Source organism: Evansella cellulosilytica DSM 2522, assembly GCF_000177235.2.
GTDB lineage: Bacteria > Bacillota > Bacilli > Bacillales > Salisediminibacteriaceae > Evansella > Evansella cellulosilytica.
In genome coordinates this window covers 1,438,963-1,457,559 of sequence record NC_014829.1, presented here as the reverse complement: position 1 = coordinate 1,457,559, position 18,597 = coordinate 1,438,963, and the positions used below count along the sequence as shown (strand labels likewise).

Genomic DNA, 18,597 nt, shown 5'->3' with positions numbered 1-18,597 from the left:
AGGCTCTCGTTAACAACAATGACAGCTGTCCAACGAGAACCTTCGTCTTACTACATTTAAATCACAAAATAGAACTACGTGTTACTCTTTCATAATTGGCTAATAAGGTCCGTCCCTATTAGCCTTTTGCCGGCTAACGAGGTCCGTCCCCATTCGCCTCGTCCCCATTCGCCTCATTTGCTCCAAATTTTCCTTTTATCCACTCTGTGAATTTATCTGTGTAGATGTACATTACTGGTATGAGAAGTAATGTGATCAATGTCGCAAAGGATAATCCAAAGACGATGACTGTCGCCATTGGTGCTTGTAGTTCCGCTCCTTCACCAATGCCAATTGCAAGTGGTACCATGGCTAAAACCGTTGTGAGCATCGTCATGAGAATAGGACGTAAACGAGTTTTTCCTGCCTCAATGATGGCCTCTTCTCTTGAATAGTCTCTTTCTCTTAATTTATTAATGTAATCTACTAGAACAATTGCGTTATTTACAACAATACCTGAGAGCATGATGACCCCAATAAATGCTGGTGCACTTAGTGGTCTTCCTGTAATTAAGAAGCCTATCATAATACCAATGAAGGTTGCTGGTAAACTAAACATGACGATAAATGGATATAAAACCTTCTCAAACTGAAATGCCATTACTGCATACACGAGAAAGATCGCCAATAACAGTGCAAGCACTAAGTCAGTAAAGGCATCCATCATCATTTCAAATTCTCCACCGATGTTATAGTCATACCCCTCTGGAAATATATAGTTGTTTAATTCCTCTTCTATATCCGCAATCACGCTACCTAAATCCCGATCCATAATATCTCCAGTAATGGAGACTCCACGTGATTGGTTTTGACGAGTGATTGTTGTCGGTCCTTCAACTTGTTCAAATCGAGCTATCGCCGATAATGGAACAATATCACCCGTTTGTGTTAAGATCGGTAGCTCTTGTAGACGATCGAAATTATTGCGATAATCCTCAGGTAAAATAACAGAAATCTCTATTTCCTGTCCTTCCACACGCATAAGCGAGGCTACCTGACCACTGACACTTCCTCTTACAGTATCCATGATCTCTGCATAGGATAAACCGTATTGCATAGCCAGATCTCGATTCACGTGAAGCTGCATTTCAGGTCTTGTATCTCCCATAGAATGCGTGATGTTTTCTGCGCCTGGGATATCACTAATAATATCTCTTAAGTCATCAGCAATGAAATTGAGTGTTTCAAAGTCATCACCACGTACTTCCAAACTTATCGCGTCGCCACCCATTCCACCACTCTCAAACGCCCATACGTTAACATCAATATTGGCTAGCGTATCTGTAAATTCACTAAAATCTCTAATGACATCATTCGTTGATAATGACCGCTCGTCTTGAGAGACAAGCCTTATATAAAAGTCACCGGAGTTCGAGCCTGTTGGCTGCCCCATCATTCCGCCACCGCCAATAGTCGTATAAGCAACTTCTACCTCATCTAAACTAATCAAGTACTCCTCAATTTCCGCTACAGCTAACCTCGTTTCCTCCAAGGAAGTCCCTGGAGGCGTTTCAAAGCTTGCAGAAATTTCCCCTTGGTCAAATCCCGGGATAAGCTCCATTCCGACCAAACGAACAGTCCCTAGACTAGCAACTAAAAGAATAATTGTCGATAAAACAACAGTTCTTTTATGGTTAATCGCCCATTTCAGCACTTTTCCATAAGCATTCGTTATTTTTTCTAATATGTGTCCAATTCCTACACCAATCTTCCTAATTCCTCTCGCCTGCTCCTCCTCCGCTTGTGCTCGTACCAAATCTGGGAGTAACAAGCCTGAAAGCATCGGAACGATTGTTAACGAAACGACTAACGAAGCTAATAGTGTAAAACCAACCGTTAAAGCTAATGGAATAAATAGCTCTGATGCAATCCCATCCGTAAACACGATTGGTACGAACACAACCATACTTGTCATTGTTGAAGCAATGACGGCGGAGGCAACTTCCTTCGCACCGTTAATAGCTGCGTCTTTTTTACTGTAGCCACGTTCACGAAACTTATAAATATTTTCCAAAATAACGATCGAGTTATCCACCAATAGCCCAATCCCTAATGCTAGCCCACCGAGCGTAATAATATTGATCGTTTCCCCGGCAAAGTAGAGGAGCGTAAATGCCGAAATAACGGCAATTGGTATGGATAATCCAATTATTAACGTACTTCGGAAGCTTCGTAAAAACAATAGCAATACGAGTAAAGCCATTGATCCACCGAGAAGCATATTCACTGCCACACTATCGATCGAATCAGTTATGAATACGGAAGAATCCATGATTGGCGTTAAAGATACGCCTTGGGTGATGTTTTGCTGTAATCGTTCCAATTCTCTAGTAACAGCATTTGCCACTTCCACTGTATTTGCATCAGATTGCTTCGTAATATCCATGCTTAACGTTGGCTCTCCATTTACATAAGCATACGATGTATTTTCTTTAAATGTATCCCTCACTTCAGCAACATCGGAAAGTTTTATGATTTCCCCTGTCCGAAGTGGCACATTTATGTTTTCAAGTTCATCAACTGTTCTAAACTCTCCAACGATCCGAAGAGCCATTTCTTGTCCGCCGCGCTCAATTTCACCAGCAGGAGCACTAATGTTTTCCCCGCCAATAATTTGTGAAAGCTGAGAGATGGTAAGACCGTACCGTTGTAATAAAGCTAAATCAGGCTCTACAATGATTTCACGCTCCTGTCCACCTGTTAAATTAACAGAAGCAACGCCAGGAATTCTTTCTATTTGCGGAATAATGGAATCTTCCGCGATGCTCGTTAAGCGAGTCAAATTCATATCTGCTGAGATTCCAATTTGCATGATTGGCATTTGGTTTGGATCAAATCGCATCGGTGTCGGACTGCTTGCACCGTCCGGTAATGATTGGTTTACCATATCAATTCGATCACGTAAATCAAGCATAACGGAATCTAAATCGGTATTAAAATCAAACATTAATAAAATCAATGATTGATTTTGTGTAGAGATTGATTGAATCGTGGAAACACCTTCTGTTGATGATAAAACCCCTTCAAGTGGACGCGTAACTAGGTTTTCTACCTCTTGAGGCGCAGCGCCTTGGTACGGTGTAGACACCGCAACTATCGGCAAGTCTAATTCTGGCATTAAATCTACTTTTAGGCCAGACAGGGAAACGCTACCTAGTATGATCATGACTAGCGCAGCGATAATAACCCCGACAGGTCGCATTACTGATTGTTTTATAAGTTTCATAGTGTACCTCCGTTTACCTACAGCTTACAGCCTTTTTTGTGGAAAATTAATTACTGGAAAAACCGAACTCTTCTCCGTTACGAACGTTGACGTTAGCTCCATCATATAGTTGATGGATACCATTCTCCACAATGAATTCTCCTTCTTGAAGACCGCTCACTACTTCAAATAAATCAGAGGTTTCATTTCCAATTGTGATCAGCCTTTGCTCCACACGTTCACCATCAGAAGTGACGTACACATATTTCTCTCCGTTTTCGTCAACTACTGCACGAACTGGTACTAATAGCTGCTCTTCTGTAATCTCCAGATTTAAGACCGCTTGCGCATGCATACCAATACGAAGATCATGATCAGGATTTACGATCCCAATTTCTACAGGATAAGATCGAGATTGTTCGCCTGGCATAATACTAATATATTTCACAACGCCTTCGTAAGTTTTGTTATAGGAAGGTATAAAAATATTAATCTCTTGATCTACTTCTAAGTTTGGTAGCATTGATTCATTGACATCTATTCTTACGATAGGCTCATCCATCTTCACGAGCTGCATCAGTGGCGCTTGTGGTGAAACAGTTTCCCCGACAATCGTGTTGAAGTTCGTTACTTCTCCTGACATCGGTGCCGTAATAACAGCATTTGTTTTTTGAGATTCAGCCATTTCCAATGAAATTTCTGCTTGCTTAACTGAAGCTTCTGCAGCTTCTACTTGAGCATTAGATTGTGCTTGTTCTAGCGCTATTTCTGCTTGTTTTACAGCCATTTCTGCCTGAGAGAGATCTCGCTCTGTTGGCATATTATTATTGCTCATCAAAATTCTAGTAAAAACTTCTTGAAGCTCCTCAGGTATTTTATCCAAATCTAAATCCTGCTCGGACTCGATGCCATCCCCATTAATGATGTCATCTAGCATGTCGTATGCATCCTCCGCCTGCTCCAACTGAAGCTCTGCTTGTTTTATTCCTTGCTCTCTCATTGATTTTGCACTGTTATAATTTGCTTCTGCCGCTTGCAAGCCTGCACGTGCCTGCGAAATATTTAGCTCCATGTCCGTCGCATTTAATTCAATTAATATATCACCTTTTTCAACTATATCTCCGTTACTAATATGAACTTCAGTAACCTCTCCTGTTAACATTGACAAAACAGGCATATGCTTTTCGGCCATCACATTTCCGGAAATACGAGATTCACTGCTTAATATCCCCTTTTCTACCATCCCAATTTCCACTGGAAAAATAGCTGCACTTTCCTCGGAATCAGCCTGCGCTGTCGCGTCTTCCCCATCACCATTACAGCCAGCTAATAATAAAGCTGTACTAGCTAACATACTTACAGTTATCACCTTTAACCTTTTTAAATTAACTTTCATTCTCTCCCACCCTATTTCTCTATTAGAACTTTAGAACCATCGTATATTCATCGCTAAATATAAAAACGTAGGCTACACTTAGCTCTATTGCCCCTGTAAATGTTTGTTAATGCTCATTTTATCGTTTAATCTTATGTGATAAATCTATTTTTTATCATACCAAAGTTTACAACCATTTGGCGAATGGGGACGATTGCCATTTGCGGCAGTTTAGGCACAGGGGAGACGAGTAGCTACATTTTATAATAGTTGAACAAATATCCTCACCACGTCCTAATTCTCATTCAATGTATAGGATTGATCTCGGACGACTACTGTATCAGGGATAAATGAGATTAACACATTCTTATCATCCAAATTTTTAAAACGAGGATCCCACCGTTCTTCGTCTTTTCCTAAGTAACGAGATATCAATTGATTGGCAATCTTCTTGTTAAACGATTTAACCGTTGCTTTACCTCTAAATCCTGCATGTAAAAACAATCCTGTCTCTATGTTAAAGTCTACAATACCAATGGCGCAATTAGGATTCTGATGTATTCTCTTCGGAAATGTATCACTCTCAGTTCCAATTATCCAAATTTTTTTATCCTGCCAATAAAACCAAACGGGAGAATCTTTAGGTACATCAATATCTACTGTTGATAAATGCGCCACTAACGGCTTTAATAGAAAAGTTTCCAAATCAAAACTTCTTCCTGTATCTCTTATAATATCCATTATCTTCCTCCTATTAACATATCAGCAAAGCTTACTTCCTTCGATTCAAAATACGTAAAAACTCATGAACACCCTCACCATTTACCAATTACTAGTTTACCAAATATAAAAAACAAATAATAAAGAAATAATGCTAGTGGGGACGGTTCGAGACCGCTGAAAAAGTGTAAAAATTAATATATTGTTGCATGATTATTCAGAGGACCTAATTAGAGAAAGAGTTGATGAGACCGGAGCAAACGAGACTCCTGCGGGAGTAAAGGCAGAGGTAAGACCCCGCAGATGCGCAGCATAGAGGAGGCTTACCAGCCGCCCGCGGAAAGCGAGTTTGCATAGGTCTCTTCAACCCCTATATTCTAATAACCTTATATTTATTAGGAGGATCTCTAATTGCAAGTACTTTTTCACTGATTCCGGACGGTTCTCGTTTGCCAAAAAGGCTAATAGGAACGGCTCTCACTTTACTTAAACCAAAGAATTTGAAGGGGAATGCAGTACAAATTTTTTTCATAATTCGTATTCAAAGATTTTCACAGACCCTAATTATTAAATATTTAAGTTTTAAAACAAGCAAAACAGAGCGTTATGCGAAACAACGCCCCTGATTCATAGAAAGTCGCACAGATTAAAGACCACCGCTCCCTAAAATCTACAGTTTTATTTAATCAAACGAAGAAACATTCCCATCTTCTCTTTTATCAATGTACACATTGCCCTGCTGGTCTATTTGAGCAAAGAACACGTCTTCTACCTTTTTCACACTATTTTTCTTTAATATATTCATAACCCATTCCCTATCCTTCCCCAGTATTTCTAATGTGCTTTGCAAAAGCTTACCGTCGATAATAAAGGCCTGTGGCACACCTCGACTAGACTGAAATTGATTAATATCCTTTTTCATGGCATCTAAATATTGCGGCTTCTTCAATACAGATAACGTACCATCTGTTTCTAGAATAGCTGTTTCAACTTGATCAACGTAAAAAACTCCTCTTTTCCGTAAATTTGTTAGTAAGCTATCCATCGTCATCCGGCTTTTCTTCAACCCATTCTCTAAAACCTTTCCCTTATCTATTAGAAACGTTGGTTCATCCTCTAAAATCTTTCTCCCACGAAGACTTTTAATAGCAATCACGCTCGTGATAAACGTATAAATACAAAACAAAACTAATCCAACCATACTTATAGATAGAGGTGTATTCGGCTGTAACATAGCACTTGCAGTAATAGATCCAATCGTTATCCCTGCGACAAAATCAAAAAATGTCATTTGCGCTATCAATTTTTTATTGAGAAGTCGGCACAATATGTACAAAACAAGAAAGGCAACGGTTGTCCGAATAAAAATATCTAAAAAAGTCATTTAAAGTCCTCCACCAGCAATAGATAAATTGTTATTCCATGATTAAAATTTCCCAAATAAGCAAAAATTATCGTTATATTTTTCTAGTAATAAGTTAATGGGGACGGTTCTCGTTTGCCAAATTAACAAACGAGAACCGCCCCCATCACTTCTGTTCACAAGGTTTTTCATCTAATCTTACTGAAATTAATACAAAATCTCATAATCAAAAAATAACCATTACCTATTATTCTTCTCTATATTCAATCCCATTCCGTTGGCACCACTTTATTGCCATTTCTTTCAAACGTTCACGCTTATATTTGTACCATTCCTCTGTCACTCCGAGTTCATCAATTGTATCTTTAAACCTTCTAAAGGCTCCCCTCCCTTGGATGGCACGAGACAATTTATCACTTACTTTATCAGGTTTCACATTGAATGCAAAATCCTCCATAATACCATATTCATTAATTTCATACTTTGAAGGAACCTCTATGTAATCCCCATCATTTTCAAGTAAATCGATAGCTTCATGTATCATTTCATGTTCCCACTCTGGATGATTGTCCAAATCAATTTCATCATCTTCAACTTTAAGTAAAATATCATTTGAAATCGAAACGACTTCTCCCGTTTGTATATTGACATAATTAGAGAATTCTTCTATTTGAAAATCCATATGCTCTACAAGTTCTCGAAGGTTTAACTTCTTCGTCATTATCAATACCTCCTATATATTTGTGTCGGCATGAGGAGTTGGAGCTTCTGGCAAGCCGGAACTGCCCCCATTTACCTGCTCCGAACTGTATCCTTGATTGTAAGGAATCTCTTCGCAGTTCGTGGATAAACGCTTTCTAATTCGATTAATTCCCACATGTTGATACGCCCTTTAGCTATTTTCCCAGAAAAAATGAGTCCTTCTTCTACATAATCGATGTTAACATCCGCTCCAGAAATGGTGTATTCTGCTCCTTTATTGCTCTTATTACTCCATTTTGTTACACGAAAACTTTGTTTATTCCGCTTTATAATCTCAAATACCCCTTCTTCCTTCTCACTATCAGGCGTTATATCACCTTTTAGCATTTTTACAAACTCATTCATCTTATAAGAGCCTCGGTTAGGGAAAAATGAATTTTGGAATTGTACAGCATGGAGGAATTGGACTTCCTCGTTATTCAGAAATTCACTTAGACCGTTCCATAACTTCGACTTGTTATTACTTTTGTGCCACTTTACGAATGCATTCAACACACTAATTAAATCTGTTATTTGTGTTTTTGTCATTGTCTCAAACAATTCAAAATAGTCCTTTGAAAGTAGCCTCGCCCACTCATCAGGCTGTACATCATCTAAATGAAGAAAATGATTTCTCTTTAAAACTTCATTTAATTCATACAAGCTCTCGCGGTATTTCCTAATTGTATTCGCCTTTTTCCCAGCTGTTTTCTCTTTGTAAAATAGAAAAAAGTCTTCTGCGTATGCTGGTAGGTGCTCTAAACCAAGCTCTTCTAAAAGTGGAATATCCTTTCTTTTGAAGTTCCAATGTTGATAATTTAACATTACCATTAATACTTCGAGCGGATATTCCATTAATACCTCCTCATAGCTTAGTCCCGTTTCCTTCATGAGCGACCCTATTTTTCGCTTCGCTTCTGCAACTTCATGCGGCCCCTGAATTACTCGCACTCCATTAAAGTAGTATTTGTTATTATGTAATTCTAGCAAGCCTATTGTTCCATCTAATAAAGTCAAATTTTTTGGTACATTTTTTTCTATATTCGCAACAGGATATGTTTTATTCGTTATAACATCTTGAAATAGTACGATATCACCGGACTTTTCAATACATTGCACGAGGTGAAAATTTAATTTCGGCCAATTTTTCGCAATTGCTCTTAAATTTTTATCTAAGCGCACTCCGCGGTCTTTCCAAAACCACTCTACCCCTCGAAGGCCATTTTCATAGCGATGCATAAATAAGCTAAAGAAATGAAACAGCATTGGTTGTTCATCATCACTAAGTTTATTTCCAGTTTTTATTTGAAAAATGGATTGCATCCGTTCGTGATCACGTGGACTCCACTTACCCCAAACAAAATCTGTCATCATTCTTACTAGGACATCCTTCTGCTCATAAAAATTTTCTTCTTTTTGCCTATGTATATCTATCACATTGCAGCAATGCTTATACTTTTTACCACTTCCACAAGGACATTTCTGATTTCGCTTACTCATGATTAACACCACCTCCTCAATATCTACCTTCTAAGTATAATAATACCAAAAAAAAGATATAGATATAACGCTATCGACTGGTTTGGTCAGCGGGGACGGTTCTCATTAGCCGACAATGTTCTACATCCTTGAGGTGAAGAGGGATAATAAAGGGGATTCAACAAGGTAAAACACCCTTTTGAATCCCCCTCTAAGTTTTTATGTAAAGTTGCCGTAATCACTTTGAAATTCTATTATAAGTCTGGATATGAAGTGAGTATCGCCATTTTATTAACATTTAATTAGTTAATAGGAAACCCTTTAATACATTAAAAATAAGGACGGTTCTGGCAAGCCAGAACCGTCCCCATTAGCCTTATCCTAACTGCTTTCTTCTTATGAAGAATGTAACGCCACCGATTAATAGTAATAACATACCTACCATTAAATAGTTATATGCGTTTGTTGCAGTGTCAGGAAGCTCATCGCCATCTTTAGAACCTTCTTCTTTAGACGACTCCTCTGACTCTGTGTCTTCCTCTGTACCATCTTCATCAGATACAGTTCCATTATCTCCTGATTCTGTTGACTCGGAGATATCCTCTTTTAGTTCTTCTAGTTCACTTCTTAAGTCACTTATACGTTGCTCTAGCTCAGCAACGAAATCTTCTAGGTCACTATATTGCGCTTGAAGAGCAACTAATTGACCTTCCAATTCTGCTACTCTTAGTTCTAGTTCAACAATATCTGAGCTATCTTCTAACTCTGAAATTCTATCTTGTAGGTCTGCAATAATCTCTTCTAACTCATGAATCTTTTCTTGCTCTTCGGTAATTTCAAAAACACCATAAGTTGAGAAGTGGTCTACAGATACAGTGATTGTATTTGTATCTTGGTTCATGTCACCACCAACATACTCCCACTCTTCATTCGTTTCGTTATAGTAGTAGATTGCAACACTTTCGTATTGGTCATCATAAGATAACGTTAACTCATATTCTAGCGCTTCATCAAAGCCTTCTGGTAATTCAAGGTTTACCTTAACCACATCACCAGCTTTTACTAGTCCTTCAGTAGATCTATCATCTAGCTCAATAGAAATCGTTGTACCTTCTGGTAAGTTCTCAGGCATTTTAATGGATGCGTTAGTATCTTGTAACTTAACTACTTGATTAGCGAAAACTGGAGTAGATACGCCACTTTCTACATCAACTTCTGGAGCTGGCTCCACTGGGTCAGTTCCTTCAACTTCTTGTACTTCTACTAGCCTTACATTATCTAAAGTAATAGTATAAGGAGTTTCTGGTTCTGGATCGCCAGAGTTTCTTCCTAAGCCAAACAACAGGTTGTAGCTACCCTCATCATCAACTTGTACAACCGTTTCATACGTTGTCATCGAAGCATCTACTTCAAACTCTTGTATTCCTGTTCCAGAGCCTGTTAGTTCAACATACACTGGTCTCTCTTCTTCAGAGCTCATGTCAAATTCAATTTTATACGTTCCACTTGGTACTTCAACATCCTCTTGGAAAAGTTGAATGTGCCACCAGTCCCAACCAACTTGTTCTACTTCAATTTCAAGCTGATCGTTTTCTACTATGAAGGATGCTAGACCAGCACCACCTTCATGGTCTCCTTGATTATGAGTAGCCCAATTCTCTAATCCATTTTCGAATGAACCATTAGAAAGAAGGTTTTCTCCAACCTCTTCCCATTCTTTATCTTGACCTGGATCAGATGGTGTATCTGGATCAGACGGAGTATCACTATCATCTGCGTCTCCTTCAACTACAAAGGTATACTCAAACTGATTATTGTCAATGTTATACTCACTAATTTGATTTTGATTATCTACATGTGCTACTACCGTATACTCACCTGGTGCATCAAGACTTAGTGCTGGTCCTTGACCACCAAGATTTGCTAATACTTCTGTTTCACCTGGATCAATTTGGTAAGTAATCCAACCCCATGTTGCATCTACTTGGGAGCCATCCTTATAAACAACAAATTCGATACCTACAGCACCGTTCCCATCTGCTGCTACGCGCTCACCTAAGTTCGTTACAGAAGCGTTAAAACGAATGTTTTCACCTGTTTCAGGATTTTCAGGGTCTAACCAAACTTCATTAATTGTAAGGTCCGCTTTTCTATCAACTACTAACGTTTCATAAGGTAGCTGTAGCTTTGATGGAGAATCTTGCGCATTCACTTTTAAGTCAACCGTTCCATCTCCATCTACTACGCTTACTTCCACTTGAATTTTTCCATTAACAAGGTCCGTAAATGATCCTTCTACGTCAGCAGAACTAAAGTCAATCGCTTCCCAGCCTTCTGAGGCATCTAAAGCTGTGATATTAGACGATACTACTTTATCCCACTCACCATCGCCTTCGAAATCAAATGAGATGTCAGCTTGAACAGTCATTCCTTCATCTGTACCTGCATCTACATAAATCGAGTACGCACTATCATCTCCAGGAATATGCTCACCTGAAATATCTCTAACGACATATGTTAGTGGGTCTCCATTAGTTGGTAATTCAGCACTTTCAGTACCACTACCTTGTGAAATTGAAAGTGATTGAACTGGTAGTGAACCTAAGTCTCTCACATACAGTTCATTTGTTGCCGGTGCCTCTGTTACAACAATTTCTTTCTCAATAACATTGTTATCTGTATTTACTTCATCAATATCATCTTGGTTATCAACATGACCGATTACATTGTGTGTACCAAGCTCTGCTTGCCAGCTCGTCGCTGGAGATTCCCAGTCACCACGTAACGTCATCGTTACTGTCTCACCAGGTGGTATTGGATCACTTACTCCGCCCCAGCCAATTAATTCTGGATTATCTTCAGGGCCACCTTCATAGCCTTCAACACTAATAACCATTCCAACAGAATCATCGTCATTTTTCGCTTCAGCATATCCTTGGTTTTGAACGACTAATTGGAAAGTAACGTTATCACCAGGATGAGGGTTGCTCGGTTGCCAAGTAATATCCTTCACTACAAGATCTGGTAAATCAACATCTTCTAAATTTGTATTTCTAACCGTAGTAGCTGTAGAACCCGCTGGTACAGTTAATTCAACTGTAGGATTTCCACCATGATCAGTGAACGTAACTGTCTTTTCTTCTCCGCTTCCATTATATGCAAGGTATGTTTTCACACCTTCATTATCAAAAACAGAATAGAAAGGAGTATCAGCTGTTACTGTTGTGTCAACATGGCCCCACTCTGTTAAGTTAGAAATCCATTGATACGTGTGTGGCTTACTATGACCAAACTCAGCGCCATACGTATCAATTTGAGTCATAAACTTATCCATCGCAACATCTGGATCGGCTAATGCTTGGTACATCCAAATGATATCTCGCCAAGTTGTCTCTTGTCCCCCACCTTTTTGATCAATCATCATGTCGTAGTTGGCGCGAACATATTCTGGACTTTGACCTAAATAGAAAGATGCCGCAGTAATTGGTAACATATTAATACCGTGCGTTTCTTCTTTTCCAGTAGTCCACCACGTTCTATATTCTGCTCCAGATGAGAATAGCATCGGAACATATCCATACGGATACTCTTCTGGTAGGTTTTCACCTTCAATATCAAAGTAATATTGATTAATCGCTTCTACTTCTGTCGTATATAAATAGATACCTGTTTCTAAAATCTCTTGATTCCCAGTCGCTTCTCCCCACATAATCATCGCAGCCCATGCGTTAATAGACTCAGAGGAAGATTCTTGGTTATTACCTGGCTGAATATCACCTAAATCAGTTGCATTACCAGATGCCCAAGCATGTCCCGCATATGGTTCAAAGTTTCTTAAATATGGGAATTTATCGTCTTCACGATCCCAGTTTGCATAATCTTGAAGCATTAATTCAACCATTTCAGCTCTCGGTTCGTTATCTAACCAGCTACTATCATCGAGTGCCATCATAGCTGCTCCATATACCCAATAACCAAAGTGGAAGTGATGGTCATTTAACCACTCACCGGCACCATGTCCGTTTGGATAACCGATTAAAGTTCCCCAGTTATCATTATAGTAGAAAAAGTTGTCTCCGCTTGGATCAAACCAAAGATCAAACACATCATTCATTTCTGCAATAAGTGCTTCTGCAGCATCGTCATCACCTAAAGAACGAGCAATAGGTAATAATTGTGAAATTCTTCCGAAGTTTTTCCCGTACCAGTAAGTTCCAAAAGGCTCTTCTGGTCCAGCTCTAAATTCGGCATTTTGACTATTCATTACATCGTTAAATAAATCTTGAAGTAATTCTTCATCAACATTCGAATTTGGCAAATGCGGCATAATACCGTTATATGTCATTTCCGTTGTGAAGCTCTCGCCTATAAGCGTTTTCATTGTACCGCGTGGAGAATGATATTTTAGTTCATCTGAATAAGTGTCATTCGTGTTGTTCCATTGATGTGGATAAAGAGCAAAGATTGTTTCAGTGCTACTTCCTTCCTTCACATCAGTTTCAACATGGAATGTAGTTGTGACCTTACTTGTATTTTCATCATACGTGAAATCTGCTACCGTATTTGTAACAAATGTATAAGCATGTTCTGAAAATAAATCTAACGTTGATTGTGCATTATCTGGTAGTAAAGCAACGGATAAGTAGTCGCTTCCTTCAGGTAAATCAGCAACTAATGTAGAATCACCGATTCCACTCCAAGTTGTGCCTGTCGGTGCAAAAATTCCATAGTGACGATCATTGATTGTCAAACCAAGCACGTGGTCTTGTCCATCGTCACCGCTCCAGACAGTGCCATCACCATTTAAATCTATCGTTGGAACAGTATTTTCATAGTTTACATAAATATAAGGAACACCTAATCCTGTAGTAGTTGTCATTGATTGGGATTGGTCGTCATTCTCAAAAAGAAGATCAATTGTCCAATCACCGTACCCATCTACTAAAGCTTCATTGGATGTTAAACCTTCACCACCAATGACTAAGTCAGCTTCGTCATAGCGAGCATCGATCATTAATGTGTCTACATCAGGATAATTATCATGATTAACGACATCAACGTCTGGGTAAGATACTCCCAAACCGCTTTCATAAGCGCGAACAGAGTATGGATGTGGATACATTGCACTAGAATGTTCATTCCAAATAGCAGAGCTCCACCATTTGTTCGTTGGAACAGCACCTTCTATGTTTGCTGTTTTAAAAATTTCATCCTGTGGACCAACAAAGCTTGTTCCTTCTAATGTCGTCCGATATTCAAAATTACTTGACTCACCGTAAGCAATGTTTACATTAGTAAAAGATGTACCTATCAATAGGATAAAAACTAGCATCATTGCTGTAAGCCTTTTCAATTGTTTCATAGTTTTCCCCATGTACACTAACCTCCAAAGATAATTTTAGTTTCTTCACTACCCTCCATTTCAAAGTAGGTTTTATATTCAACAGTTGGACAAGCAATCTTCATATGTCCACGCTGTTAATATTATATCAAAATAATATTATCATGAAAACACTTACAAGAAAACATAATTGAAATTTTATTCAACACTTACGTTAAATGTATTCGTGCTTAAGTTAAAGAACTCGTGAAAAAATAACATTTGTAATGGACACCAAAGCGCTTTCGAATTTATCAAAATAATAAATTCATTCCAGTATGGTAAATGCTATTAGTTATAGCATCTCACCAAGAATTTTGGGAAATTAATAAGGTTGTTCTGTTGAGTAGTTACAACATAATCTCACTCTAAAAAATCGATGAACTAACTTATAGGGGAGCGCAATCATATACTAGCATCTGATAATCTATCAGGAAAGCGCTTAAAATTACTCTAACATGAGAAGTTAGACATTAATAAAGAAAATATAATGTTTATTTAGTTTAGCTAAATATCATTCTACTAATCAAGATTTTCATTGTCAAAGATTTAACTGCTATATATACAGAAGTCCTATTTACTTGGGAAAAGTTACTATTAATGGGAACGACAAATGCTAATGGGGACGGTTCTCGTTAGCCAAATCCAAACACAAATAGACACATTAGCTGCGGTTCTCATTCGCCTTTATTTGGCCTATACTGTTGTTAATGAAACTGTTTTTATTGGCCTTGTTCACAAATTGATTGGAAATGGGGACGGTTCTGGCAAGCCAGAACCGTCCCCATTAGCCATTCGCCTAATTTCCAATCCGTTGAATTGCTTTAAATAGAGCATTTGCCCCGAAGGAAACGCATTCCACTGGAATTCTTTCATCTTCTGCATGAACACTTTGCGTAAAATTAAAGTCTGCTGGAAGATTCATAGGTGTAAAGCCGTATGTTTGGATTCCTAAGCTGGAGAAGAAGCGGCTGTCTGTCACTCCAGGTAATACATAAGGTATTGGTTTCGCCTTTTTGTCGCTTTCCTTTAAAATGGTTCCGAGTGTATTAAACCATGTCATATCTGGTTCTGTCTTTACAATATCAGATCGGATAAATTCGATCTTAATACTCGGATCATTGATCAATGCCGTTAACTCTTTTTCAAAATCCTCTTCTGTAAATCCTGGAAGTATTCTACCATCAACCTCAACGGTAATTTCCCCCGGAATCACGTTTATTTTATCACTCGCCCTAATGATTGTCGGTGAAACAGTATGATGGAGTAGGCTTTCAAATAAACTGCCCTTTGGGCCAAGAAGCTTTAGTATCCTCTCTGTTTTCTTCGGATTCAAGAGCTGTTTAAGTGCAATTTTTTTCGGCAATGACATTTCTTTTGCAATAGCCTTCACCATGTCTCTTACTACTGGATTAATATGAACAGGTAAGGGCTTGTTTAAACGATCAAGTAAACGAGACAGCTTGGCCATGGCGCCATCGCGAACCGGCATTGACCCGTGCCCACCTTGCCCTTTTATAGTTAACTTTACCCAACTAGACTGTTTTTCAGCTACCATAATTGGATAAAATCGTTTTTTATCCAATTCCATTGAGAATCCACCAAATTCACCAAAAGCATATTTTACTCCTTCAAAGAGCTCAGGATGCTCTTCCACTAAAAACTTAGCTCCGTAATTACCTCCGTTTTCTTCATCACTTAGGACGACGAGAAGAATATCTCCCGGCAACTTTGTCTCTTCTTTTTTCGCTCGAAGGAAAGCCGCAATCATCATGGCTACTCCGCTTTTCATATCAAGCGCTCCGCGTCCCCAGACGTACCCATCAATTATTTCACCGGAGAATGGAGGATGAGTCCAGTTTTGGTTCTCTGTTGTTACTACATCTACATGGCCATACATCATTAGTGGTGGAGCATTCCCCTCACCTTTTAACCTAGCAATAAGGTTCGGTCGTTTCGGGTCTAATGATATGATAGTAGATTCTATCCCATACTCATTTAATATTGATTCAATATAATCTATACATGCTTTTTCGTGTCCAGGTGGATTAGTTGTATTGAATCTAATAAGATTTTGAAGAATAACCTCAGGTTTTTCATGGATCATTTGTTTATGTTTTTCCATTTTTATCCCTCACTAATTTTTTATCTAAAAATATACAAATAAGGACAGTCAATAAAATACTAACAAAAATGTTTTCTAGAGCTCCTACTGGTAGAATCGTTATCATCAAGGCTACCGTTATGCCTATTACAGCATACAATGGCTTTTTTATCGCAAACTGGCCAAGTATTCCACCAAAAATCGCGGGCAAAATATACTGAAGCATGGCTTGGGCTGATTCCGGAAGAATAGAAAGTAAATAAGATCCCCCAAAAATAATGGGAATTAAAATCATGATATTTACTAATGAAGCAGCACCTATACCTAACGTCGCAGTAATTTCTCCTTTTTTTGTACCAGGCTCAGCACCAATGGCATTCTGTGCCGCTGCAGCAGAGGGAAGACACATATTTGAAATATTCCCAGTAAGAAAAGCCAAATATGTACCTGAAACCCCTAATGTTGGGTAATACAATACCGGCTCCATCGTCCATGCAAGTCCCATCAGCATCGCATAGGCAACATATGCAGAAATAATTGGTCCCCAGCCTGGATGATAGCCTAGAACAAAGGAAAGATACAGGGGCAATAAGATAGAAAGAATAATGACCATTCCAAGTGTTAACCGTCCCCAAAAGTGGGCTTGAGCATGAAATTTTTCCATACCGTCATTGTGTTTTGTCTTTTCTGTTATGTCTTGTATAGCCACTATAATCCCCCTCCCAAAGTCATGATGTAACCTACAAATAATCCAGCGAGAATTGCTATGCCTAACGACCATTCCTTGAGCCAGACGAGATTACGTTTATTTGCTATTTGAAGCATACCAACCATGGAGAGGCCAGCACCAATTGCAACAAAAGTATGGACGTTGCTTTTAACCATTTCTCCACTAACAAAAAAGCTGAATGCGCCAATTAATGCAGCAGTTGTGAGCACTATCATTCCGTTTCCATTTTTACTTTTTGAAGTTACTCTTTTTTCAATTTTTCCAAAGGATTTCGTGAAAATAGCAACGACTAATAGTCCTCCTGCACCTCCGAGACAAAGGGTCCATACTACGGTCGTTAAAGCTTGTGCAGTAAAACTACTAGAGCCTAACTCTGTACCGTAGGCATCTGCACCAATACTTGCACCTAAAGCCTCAATGGGCGCTGATCCGATAATTCCAATTCTCATTAATGTTAGCGGATCCCCTAAAATAGTAATCAAGGAAACAGCTATGACCATAATAGCTAGTGAAGGGCCAATTGCACTAATAGCCCCAGTCTTAATCGCACTCTTCACCTCTACTGAACTCATATTTATTGAAGAGCTTGCATGAGCTGCTAGTTTAATAAACAATAGTGCTTGTATTATAACAATAGAAATAATTAATAGAGCAAAAAACCAAATGACACCACTGTTCGCAATTTCCATAACCTCTATCATCTCTTAACCTCCCTTCACAAACAGAAGATAGTATTCTTTAGACAATATCATAAAGTTATCGAAAATAGTAGGTAGAATGTTAGGAAATTTGACAAAAATTCTTATATTCAGATAATAAATAAGTGAAAAGAGGCGAAGAGGGACGGTTCTCGTTTGCCGGATGATTGTTGGCATGAGGACTAGTCCAAATTGATTGGTTTATTATGTAGCTCTATGAAGATAAATTATTCCGAACGCGAACTGAGATTTGATGGGAAGAAAGGACTGCGATGGAGATGATAAGGCATACACTTAGAAACGAAATGAGGGACGAGGTTGATACAAAAGGTAAAAATTCGCCCTTTTGAGTCAACCTCAAACGTTCACAGCACTTATTTTGACAAAACCTTTAAATTATATACTCATACTTCATTTCGTTTATCTTGAAGCACTTTTAGCTCTTCTTCAATTTCAGCTAATCTTTTTTCTAATGGTGCTAGATTTCCACTAATCGACTCTAGCTTTTCTAAGTTATTTTGAAGTTGTAAATATTCATCTTTTAACTCCATGATTAAATCCTCTAATTCTCTTTTATTCATATTACCAACCCTCTTCTTTCAATTAAATGTGTTGATCGCGCTATTTCTGTCTTCAAGTTATTTTTAAAAGTCGACCGTCAGCCGATTTAACGTTAACATTCAGTAATAACCAGTTATGTTATGAGTGAACGCCTGAAATTCGGGACGGTTCTGGCAAGCCAGAACCGTCCCCTTTAGCCAGC

General features: G+C 38.6%; 12 protein-coding genes. 1 reads left to right on the top strand and 11 read right to left on the bottom strand.

The genetic code is table 11. The features are described 5' to 3' along the window. Positions 1–133: 133 nt before the first annotated feature. From BCELL_RS06525 to BCELL_RS21540, 7 genes are all read right to left on the bottom strand, one after another. Positions 134–3,265 carry an efflux RND transporter permease subunit gene (locus tag BCELL_RS06525; RefSeq protein ID WP_013487891.1) on the bottom strand — a complete coding sequence of 1,044 codons (3,132 nt, stop codon included), beginning with the start codon at positions 3,263–3,265 and terminating at the stop codon, positions 134–136. Between the two features lie 46 nt (positions 3,266–3,311). Then, on the bottom strand, positions 3,312–4,640 hold the full coding sequence (locus tag BCELL_RS06520) for an efflux RND transporter periplasmic adaptor subunit (protein ID WP_013487890.1): 1,329 nt from the start codon (positions 4,638–4,640) through the stop codon (positions 3,312–3,314). A gap of 273 nt (positions 4,641–4,913) precedes the next feature. Then, on the bottom strand, positions 4,914–5,360 hold the full coding sequence (locus tag BCELL_RS06515; RefSeq protein WP_013487889.1) for a pyridoxamine 5'-phosphate oxidase family protein: 447 nt from the start codon (positions 5,358–5,360) through the stop codon (positions 4,914–4,916). A gap of 661 nt (positions 5,361–6,021) precedes the next feature. Continuing rightward, the gene (locus tag BCELL_RS06510) at positions 6,022–6,723 is read right to left on the bottom strand and encodes a DUF421 domain-containing protein (protein ID WP_013487888.1); all 702 of its coding nucleotides are present in this window, start codon (positions 6,721–6,723) and stop codon (positions 6,022–6,024) included. A gap of 226 nt (positions 6,724–6,949) precedes the next feature. Continuing rightward, a complete protein-coding gene (locus BCELL_RS06505; protein ID WP_013487887.1) occupies positions 6,950–7,423 on the bottom strand; it encodes a UPF0158 family protein in 474 nt (157 codons plus the stop codon). Positions 7,424–7,494: 71 nt separating this feature from the next. Further along, on the bottom strand, positions 7,495–8,943 hold the full coding sequence (locus tag BCELL_RS06500; RefSeq protein WP_013487886.1) for an SEC-C domain-containing protein: 1,449 nt from the start codon (positions 8,941–8,943) through the stop codon (positions 7,495–7,497). A 355-nt stretch (positions 8,944–9,298) separates the two neighbouring features. Further along, positions 9,299–14,296: a glycosyl hydrolase gene (locus BCELL_RS21540; protein WP_013487885.1), complete on the bottom strand. Its 4,998-nt coding sequence runs from the start codon at positions 14,294–14,296 to the stop codon at positions 9,299–9,301. Positions 14,297–14,915: 619 nt separating this feature from the next. Between BCELL_RS21540 and BCELL_RS22475 the strand changes: the two genes are divergently transcribed. Continuing rightward, positions 14,916–15,134, top strand: coding sequence for a hypothetical protein (locus BCELL_RS22475; protein ID WP_013487884.1), 219 nt, complete (start codon positions 14,916–14,918; stop codon positions 15,132–15,134). Here BCELL_RS22475 and BCELL_RS06490 read toward each other — a convergent pair. From BCELL_RS06490 to BCELL_RS22885, 4 genes are all read right to left on the bottom strand, one after another. Continuing rightward, complete coding sequence (locus BCELL_RS06490; RefSeq protein WP_013487883.1) at positions 15,102–16,427, bottom strand: M20/M25/M40 family metallo-hydrolase; 1,326 nt, start codon at positions 16,425–16,427, stop codon at positions 15,102–15,104. The genes BCELL_RS22475 and BCELL_RS06490 overlap by 33 nt on opposite strands. Further along, positions 16,414–17,115, bottom strand: a complete 702-nt coding sequence (locus BCELL_RS06485) for a hypothetical protein (RefSeq protein WP_013487882.1) — start codon at positions 17,113–17,115, stop codon at positions 16,414–16,416. Before BCELL_RS06485 ends, BCELL_RS06490 begins: the two co-directional genes overlap by 14 nt. Continuing rightward, complete coding sequence (locus BCELL_RS06480; protein WP_013487881.1) at positions 17,115–17,837, bottom strand: DUF5058 family protein; 723 nt, start codon at positions 17,835–17,837, stop codon at positions 17,115–17,117. Before BCELL_RS06480 ends, BCELL_RS06485 begins: the two co-directional genes overlap by 1 nt. A gap of 401 nt (positions 17,838–18,238) precedes the next feature. Next, a complete protein-coding gene (locus BCELL_RS22885; RefSeq protein ID WP_013487880.1) occupies positions 18,239–18,415 on the bottom strand; it encodes an SE1832 family protein in 177 nt (58 codons plus the stop codon). Between the last annotated feature and the right edge of the window lie 182 nt (positions 18,416–18,597).

Bases quoted from the DNA above. Each gene is read 5' to 3' on its own strand.
- BCELL_RS22475 (WP_013487884.1), top strand. From the start codon at position 14,916: ATGCTAATGGGGACGGTTCTCGTTAGCCAAATCCAAACACAAATAGAC.
- BCELL_RS21540 (WP_013487885.1), bottom strand. From the start codon at position 14,296: ATGGGGAAAACTATGAAACAATTGAAAAGGCTTACAGCAATGATGCTA.
- BCELL_RS06500 (WP_013487886.1), bottom strand. From the start codon at position 8,943: ATGAGTAAGCGAAATCAGAAATGTCCTTGTGGAAGTGGTAAAAAGTAT.
- BCELL_RS06510 (WP_013487888.1), bottom strand. From the start codon at position 6,723: ATGACTTTTTTAGATATTTTTATTCGGACAACCGTTGCCTTTCTTGTT.
- BCELL_RS06525 (WP_013487891.1), bottom strand. From the start codon at position 3,265: ATGAAACTTATAAAACAATCAGTAATGCGACCTGTCGGGGTTATTATC.
- BCELL_RS06515 (WP_013487889.1), bottom strand. From the start codon at position 5,360: ATGGATATTATAAGAGATACAGGAAGAAGTTTTGATTTGGAAACTTTT.
- BCELL_RS06505 (WP_013487887.1), bottom strand. From the start codon at position 7,423: ATGACGAAGAAGTTAAACCTTCGAGAACTTGTAGAGCATATGGATTTT.
- BCELL_RS06480 (WP_013487881.1), bottom strand. From the start codon at position 17,837: ATGATAGAGGTTATGGAAATTGCGAACAGTGGTGTCATTTGGTTTTTT.
- BCELL_RS06520 (WP_013487890.1), bottom strand. From the start codon at position 4,640: ATGAAAGTTAATTTAAAAAGGTTAAAGGTGATAACTGTAAGTATGTTA.
- BCELL_RS22885 (WP_013487880.1), bottom strand. From the start codon at position 18,415: ATGAATAAAAGAGAATTAGAGGATTTAATCATGGAGTTAAAAGATGAA.
- BCELL_RS06490 (WP_013487883.1), bottom strand. From the start codon at position 16,427: ATGGAAAAACATAAACAAATGATCCATGAAAAACCTGAGGTTATTCTT.